Annotated in this window: 8 protein-coding genes; 4 read left to right on the top strand and 4 right to left on the bottom strand. The window is 43.5% G+C overall.

All coding sequences use genetic code 11. The annotated features are described in order from the left end of the window. Positions 1-166: 166 nt before the first annotated feature. Genes RB622_RS24035 through RB622_RS24020 form a run of 4 tightly spaced genes read right to left on the bottom strand, consistent with a single transcriptional unit; the run spans position 167 to position 3,598 of the window. Positions 167-745: an HD domain-containing protein gene (locus RB622_RS24035; RefSeq protein WP_308049273.1), complete on the bottom strand. Its 579-nt coding sequence runs from the start codon at positions 743-745 to the stop codon at positions 167-169. A 33-nt stretch (positions 746-778) separates the two neighbouring features. Next, on the bottom strand, positions 779-1,825 hold the full coding sequence (locus RB622_RS24030) for an adenylate/guanylate cyclase domain-containing protein (RefSeq protein ID WP_308049272.1): 1,047 nt from the start codon (positions 1,823-1,825) through the stop codon (positions 779-781). Continuing rightward, positions 1,815-2,195: a response regulator gene (locus tag RB622_RS24025; RefSeq protein WP_308049271.1), complete on the bottom strand. Its 381-nt coding sequence runs from the start codon at positions 2,193-2,195 to the stop codon at positions 1,815-1,817. Before RB622_RS24025 ends, RB622_RS24030 begins: the two co-directional genes overlap by 11 nt. 38 nt (positions 2,196-2,233) lie before the next feature. Further along, complete coding sequence (locus RB622_RS24020; RefSeq protein WP_308049270.1) at positions 2,234-3,598, bottom strand: ATP-binding protein; 1,365 nt, start codon at positions 3,596-3,598, stop codon at positions 2,234-2,236. A gap of 211 nt (positions 3,599-3,809) precedes the next feature. Between RB622_RS24020 and mgrA the strand changes: the two genes are divergently transcribed. The 4 genes from mgrA (at position 3,810) to RB622_RS24000 (ending at position 6,797) form a co-directional block, all read left to right on the top strand. Then, positions 3,810-4,796, top strand: a complete 987-nt coding sequence (gene mgrA, locus RB622_RS24015; protein WP_308049269.1) for an L-glyceraldehyde 3-phosphate reductase — start codon at positions 3,810-3,812, stop codon at positions 4,794-4,796. 66 nt (positions 4,797-4,862) lie between these two features. Further along, a complete protein-coding gene (locus RB622_RS24010; protein ID WP_308049268.1) occupies positions 4,863-5,216 on the top strand; it encodes a hypothetical protein in 354 nt (117 codons plus the stop codon). Positions 5,217-5,250: 34 nt separating this feature from the next. After that, positions 5,251-5,850, top strand: coding sequence for a TetR/AcrR family transcriptional regulator (locus tag RB622_RS24005; protein ID WP_308049267.1), 600 nt, complete (start codon positions 5,251-5,253; stop codon positions 5,848-5,850). A 50-nt stretch (positions 5,851-5,900) separates the two neighbouring features. Beyond that, entirely contained in the window at positions 5,901-6,797 is an 897-nt protein-coding gene (locus RB622_RS24000; protein ID WP_308049266.1) for an NAD(P)H-binding protein, read from the top strand. Positions 6,798-7,112 lie beyond the last annotated feature (315 nt).

Genomic DNA, 7,112 nt, shown 5'->3' with positions numbered 1-7,112 from the left:
AAGCTTGGTAACCTTAAGATAAACAAAAACCCCGAAATATCTCAGCAATGGACATTTTCGGGGTTAATTTTTGTTACAAAAAACTAAAAGTCAAATAGTTACCCGTGGTTTGGACACCCGGATTAAAATCCGCGGCGACAAAATCGGTCGTGCCTATGGCACTGGATTATTTTGGTTGGCGCAATTTGTTTAGGTGTTGCTGTTTGATGGCTTCTCGTTTTTGCTGGGCTGATTTTGTGTGGTATTGGTGGGCTTCGAGAAATTTTACCTGAATTTGGTTCCAGTTATTGATGTCTGTCACCAGTTGCCTGACTTCCAGTTCTTTGAACAAAGTAGCTGCAATGGGATCAAAATCGTCGCGTCCCAAATAGTCCAGGTCTGCGTCACAAATAATCATTTCCAGATGATTTTGAGGGCTTTGCGGAATTTTGGTCGCCATAATCATGCCGCAGATCACATCAATCTGCTCTTTTGAATAGCTGAACAAGGGCAGCTGGTTCCGCGCGATCCGGCAACCTTCTTCTTCGTGATCCTTATAGGTATTGATAAAACCGCAGTCGTGAAACAATGCCGCCGTTTTTAGCAATTTCAGCGATGCCCCATCTTCAATCCCTTCTTCCTTCGCCAGTACCAATGCCGCACTTACCACATCCAGTGTGTGATGAAGGCCGTGGTAATACAGCGTCTCCGACAAACGGGAACCCAATAAATCCAAAACAAATTTTTCAGCTGCGGCTAGTTCCATTATCTGTATGCTTTAATTTGCAATGCCAGGATCTTATTCTAATACTTCATAAATCTGCATCGCATTCCTCTTGTTTTTCAAATTGACCTCACCAATCAATTTGCACTGAAACGCCTCTTTAAGATTTTCATAAGCCCATTCTGGTACAACAATTTGTCCTGGTCCGGCTACGGATTGTAAACGTTGCGCAACATTAACCACGTCACCAATCACCGTATAATCCAATCTACGTAAAGTCGCCGAACCGATATTTCCGCTCACCATTTCCCCTGAATTGATTCCAATTGCAACATCGGGGAAATATTCCGTCTGGTTGCTAAGCTGCTCGGCAAATGCTTTGATCTGATTTCTTACCGATAACGACGCTTCAACCGCCCGGTCAAGATGATAATCTCCTTTGAAAACGGCCATGATGGCATCGCCCATAAACTTATCAACGAGCCCGCCGTGAGCCAGAATTTCCTTGACCATCACATCAAAATACTTGTTGATCATTTTCACGACGTGGTCCGCCGACTCCTGCTCTGAGATCGACGTAAAACCGCACATATCCATAAACACCACGCTGGCTTCGATATTTTCACTGGCTGTGAGGGACGTTTCGAAAGCTTCCCGCGACATGAATTGCAACACCGACGAATCCACATACATACGCAGGATATCATTTTCCCGAACTGCTTTCAATGTTTCCTTCAACTGCTCAACGTATTTCAGGGTCTTCTCCATCGTCACTTCAAGATCTTGAAAATCAATAGGCTTCGTTAAAAAATCAAATGCGCCTCGGTTCATTGCGGTGCGGATATTTTCCATATCGCCGTAAGCCGACACAATGACCGATTTCAGTAATGGACTTAGTTCGCCCAGTTTTACGAGCAAGGTCAATCCGTCCATTTCGGGCATATTGATGTCACTCAAAACCATATCCACATCCGGATGCTCCACCAGCATTCTCAGCGCTGCTTCTCCATTTTCGGCAAAAACAAATTCATACAACTGCTCACGGATCTGCCTCCGAAACTTTTGCTTGATCAGTAACTGTAAATCCGGTTCATCATCAACCACAAGGATCTTAGCCTTCATATCTTTCCTGTAATTTTTGTTTCAGTTCTGTGAAATTTACCGGTTTTGTCAAAAAATCATCTGCACCAAATTTCATCGCCTGGTCGTAATTATCGGTGTCTCCGTACGCTGTGATCATCATAATGATCGGTGGCGCCATCGGATGGTCTTTCCTGATCGATTTCAAAAGTTCAATCCCGCTCATGCCCGGCATATTAATATCCGACAGGATCATAACGACCTCCGAAGCGTGACTTTCCAGATAACCGATGGCTTCTTCTCCCGAAAAAGCAAAAGAAAACTGAAACTCGCCATTCCGTATTTCCTTCCGGAAGCGCTGCTCAAACAAGGCTTGCACATCGGGTTCGTCGTCTACAACAAGTATTTTCATATGGGTTATTCATTATTTTAAACCAATCTGACCTACATTCAAACTGGCAGCGTAATTTTAAATTCCGTTCCTTCTCCAGCAACCGATGTCACATCCAGCCTTCCCTCGTGAGATTTTGTGATAATATCATAACTCATGGATAAACCAAGACCCGTTCCCTGCCCTGTTGGTTTCGTCGTAAAAAACGGCTGAAATATCTTGGAAATAACGCTCTCGGGCATCCCGGTTCCATTATCCGAAACCCGGATATATAATTTACCGCCAAACAACTTTGTGATAATTTTAACCTCCGGTTTATAGCTGGCAAAAGCCGGATTATCTTTATTCAGTTTTTTCTTCTCGGCTACCGCGTAAAATGCGTTGGTAAACAAGTTCAGAAATACCCTTCCCAGATCCTGCGGCATCACATCCACCTTACCCATTGTCGGGTCAAAATCTGTCACCAGGGTAGCATTGAATTCCTTATCTTTTGCACGTAAACCGTGGTAAGCAAGTCTCATGTATTCATCCGCCAGCGCGTTGACATCCGTCGGTTCCTTCATTCCCGACGACGCGCGCGAATGCTGCAACATCCCTTTCACAATAGAATCGGCACGTTTTCCGTGGTGGGTTATCTTCTGCTGATTTTGGCTCAAATCACTAATGATACCATTAATATATTCTTTGTCAGCATCTGCAATCGCCGTTTTACTGATTTCTTCTTCCAATTCCTGGCACAGCTCCACCGAAACCTCCGAGAAGTTATTCACAAAATTTAAGGGGTTCTGTATTTCATGCGCGATACCGGCGGTAAGCTCCCCCAGCGAAGCCATTTTCTCACTCTGAATCAGCTGGTTTTGTGTTGCCGTTAATTCGTCCAGTGTTTTTTGAAGTTCTTCTTTCTGCCTTGTCAATTCAATGGTGCGCTCATTGACAAGATATTCCAGTGCATCCTTTTTCGCCTCGTTGACTTCATCTTTTTTCCGCTGTTCTTCACGTTCCCGTTCCAGCGTCTTTTGCTGTTTCTGGGAATTATACCAAAAAGCGATCAACCAGAGTCCTGCAAAAACCTTAGCCGTCTCGATGTAATTATCGTATTGATTAAAAATTTTCTTCGGGAGAATCAGGTCCGCGAAATCACCAATAAATGAAACAACAATAAATGGGATCGCCGACTGAACGAGAGACCGGATCTGCTTATATTCCTCATGATTATACAGCAACCAAAATATCCCGCCCAGAAAAGGATACCACAGCCAGTGGATAAAAGTCGATTGGTTAAAGATGTAATAGGCGGCCGTCAGACCGATGGAAAAATATCGGGCAAAAACCAACATCTTATCCAAATCCGGAGATTTCACAGCCGTTTCCAGCCTTTTACGAATAAATTGGATCAGGAAAAAAGAAAGCAAAAAAAACTCCATATCCGGAAAGGAAATTAGTGTCAGAATTAGAATGTCCGATTAGAATCGTGAATCTATAAACAATGTATGGATTTTCAGCAAAAATAGCCGTGCTGGTAACTTAAAATCAGTTTTAAGAATACAATTTCCCGAAAAGTTAATTTTCCCAACCAGAATAAAACGGCTATCTTTTCCGCAGATTTAAATCTTTACTCTTTCTTTACCTTATTTCATGACTTATTTAGCTGATCCTGCCCGCTATGAGCAAATGACCTATCGTCGGTGTGGCAAAAGCGGCCTTAAATTGCCAGCCATTTCTCTTGGTTTGTGGCATAATTTCGGCGGTGTGGACGTTTTTGAAAATTACCGGTCTATTCTTACCACCGCATTTGATCACGGCATAACTCATTTCGACCTGGCCAATAACTATGGTCCACCTCCCGGCTCGGCAGAGGAGAATTTCGGTTTGCTGATGAAAAAAGATTTCATGCCTTATCGTGATGAGCTGATCATTTCCTCAAAAGCAGGCTATCTGATGTGGCCCGGGCCTTATGGCGAGTGGGGTTCAAAAAAATACCTGGTAGCCAGTCTCGACCAGAGCCTGAAACGCATGGGACTCGATTATGTCGACATTTTTTACCATCACCGTCCGGATCCGGATACACCTTTGGAAGAAACCATGGCAGCGCTCGATCTGATCGTCCGTCAGGGCAAGGCCTTGTATGTGGGCATTTCCAATTATGAGGCAGCAGACGCAGCCAAAGCCATTGCCATTTTAAAACAGCTGGGAACACCCTGTCTGATCCATCAGCCCAAATACTCCATGTTTGAGCGTTGGGTGGAAGGTGGTTTGCTGGATGTACTGGAAGCTGAGGGTGTTGGATGCATTCCTTTTTCGCCATTGGCACAGGGACTGCTTACGGATAAATATCTGAAAGGAATTCCGGCTGATTCAAGAGCGGCAAAACCGGAAGGATTTTTACAGCAAAATCAGGTTACGTCCGAGGTTATTGAGAAAATAAGGCAACTGAATGATATCGCGCGGGAACGGGGACAAACGCTCGCACAGATGGCGCTTGCCTGGTTATTGAAAGATCCCCGCATCACTTCAGTATTGATTGGAGCGAGCCGGGTTTCACAATTACTTGATTCATTGGCCTGTCTGAAAAATCAGGAATTCAGTCAGGATGAACTGGAAAGAATTGAAAATATTCTTTAATCCCCAAAAGGCAGCATTTTTAACGATGCTGCCTTTTTATGTTCATAAAACCATTACACTTAGCACATGAAAAATTTAATCCTAATCGTCTTTCTTCTGTTTTCTATTCCTTCGTTTTCCCAGATCATCGTTTCCGGCGTCGACATCAACAAATCAGACAACATCAAGGTTTGTACCATCGAAATGATTGCATACGGTTACACAAGCGACAAATTCGATGTTTTCCTTGATTACGGACAGAAAACAAAAAAATCCACAACCCAGATCACGGATCTGGCAGGCAAAACACTCACTTTTAATTCCTCAGCCGCCGTACTTAACCATATGGAGAATAACGGATGGCAACATTATGATTCACAAATACTTATGGACAGAGAAAACGTAAAACATCATTATTACTATTTCAGGAAAACAAAATAAAACTGGCCAAAAGTTTGCATACATACCAACTAGTATGTACGTTTGTATCATGCTTGATACGAGAGGGGAAATATTGCAAAAGAATTTTGAAGCCATGCGCCTGCACGGCTTTCAGGGTTTGCGTACGGATAAGGTAATTGCCCAGATGGGTATTACCAAAGGTGCCTTTTATCACTATTTCAAAGACAAACTAAATGTAGGTTATGCAGTTGTGGATGAACTTATTGCGCCCAGCTACATCAATACCTGGAAGCATTTAAATACACCCGGCGTGCATGTGATTGACGCGATCGCGGAGACTTTGAGACGTATTGCAGCTTTCTCAAACCAGGAAACCATTCATTTGGGCTGCCCGCTCAATAACCTGATCCAGGAGATGTCTCCGCTTGATGAAGGTTTTAACAAGCGGTTGTCAGCCATCCTGAACGAAGAAAGAAAAATGATCCGCCAGGGTATCGAAACCGGGATTACCGATGGGACAATCGTCGCGGATACGGATGCGGACGCGCTGGCACTTTTCATTTTAGCCTCACTGGAAGGAAGTTACGCGATTGGGAAGTCATTTAACAGTTATCAAAAATTCACAATCTGCTTCGAACAGCTGATCAAAATCTTAAATACTTACAAGCAATAATTTTTTTCACTTTATACATACCAACTAGTATGTATGTAAATTCTAAACATATGAAATACATAATCACAGGAGCCAGCGGAAAAACGGGAAGCACAGCGGCTGAAAAGCTATTGGAAGCCGGGCAGGAAGTTGTTGTCATCGGAAGAAAAATAGAAGGCGTTCAATCGCTTGTTGACAAAGGAGCATCGGCAGCCATAGGCGATCTCAGCGACGAAGATTTTTTAACAAAAACATTTACCGGGGCGGATGCGGTATACGCCATGATCCCGCCGATTGGGAGCATTACTGAATCATGGCGTGTATACCAGCGAAGGATTGGAACGATCCTTACTAACGCCGTTGAAAACGCCGGCGTGAAACATGTCGTGATATTAAGCTCAATGGGCTCTCAGCTTGCCCCTTTTGGCGCAGGACCTGTCAGCGGGCTTGGCGAGTGGGAGCAGCAATTGCAAAATATCCCCGATTTGAATGTCCTCGCACTTAGGCCGGGCTTCTTCATGGAAAATCTTTACGCCTATATACCGCAGATTAAAGGCCAGGGTGCGTTTGGAGATTCGCTTCTGCCGGACCTTAAAATACCTTTTGTCCATACAAAGGACATTGGCGGCGTAGCTGCCAAGCGATTGCTTACACTTGATTTTAAAGGTTTCTCCCGTGAGTTTGTCTCAGGCAATAGTGACTACACGATCCAGGAGGCCGCTAAGCTATTGGGTGAGGCAATTAATTTACCGACACTGCATTACATTCAATACCCTTCCGAAGCTGCAACAGAAGGGATGATTGCCGCTGGAGTTCCTGCACCCGTCGCTGAAGGCTATACAGATTTGTGGAAAGGTCTCAATTCAGGAAAATACCTTGCAGATTTTGTTCGGACGCCTGAAAACACGACGCCCACTTCACTGGATGCGTTTGCAAAAGAATTTTCAGCAGTTTATCAGAATAGTTAAAAAACATAAAAAACGCATTTTTTCAAAAAACTGACCTTCGTCATTATTTGGAAAGATTAACTTTCTCACCTTTGCTCCCAGTCAAATACTCAGCGTATTTGAGGTGAGAAAATATTCTAAAAAATCCCTGGCACTTTGCCGGGGTTTTTTGTTTGCCATCATTCCCAAAAAACAAAATACACTTACAAACACCACTTAATCAATAACTTGTACAAAACAGTTATATTTAACCTCAGGATGTGAATGTCCATTTTCACCGGCATAATCCTACCTTCAAAAAAATATTTTACTTTTTTTCTATTTTCCTGTAACCTT

It is taken from the genome of Dyadobacter sp. LHD-138 (assembly GCF_030929615.1).
Lineage (GTDB): Bacteria > Bacteroidota > Bacteroidia > Cytophagales > Spirosomataceae > Dyadobacter.
Note: the sequence above shows the minus strand (reverse complement) of the source record. Positions and strands in the feature narration are given on the sequence as shown.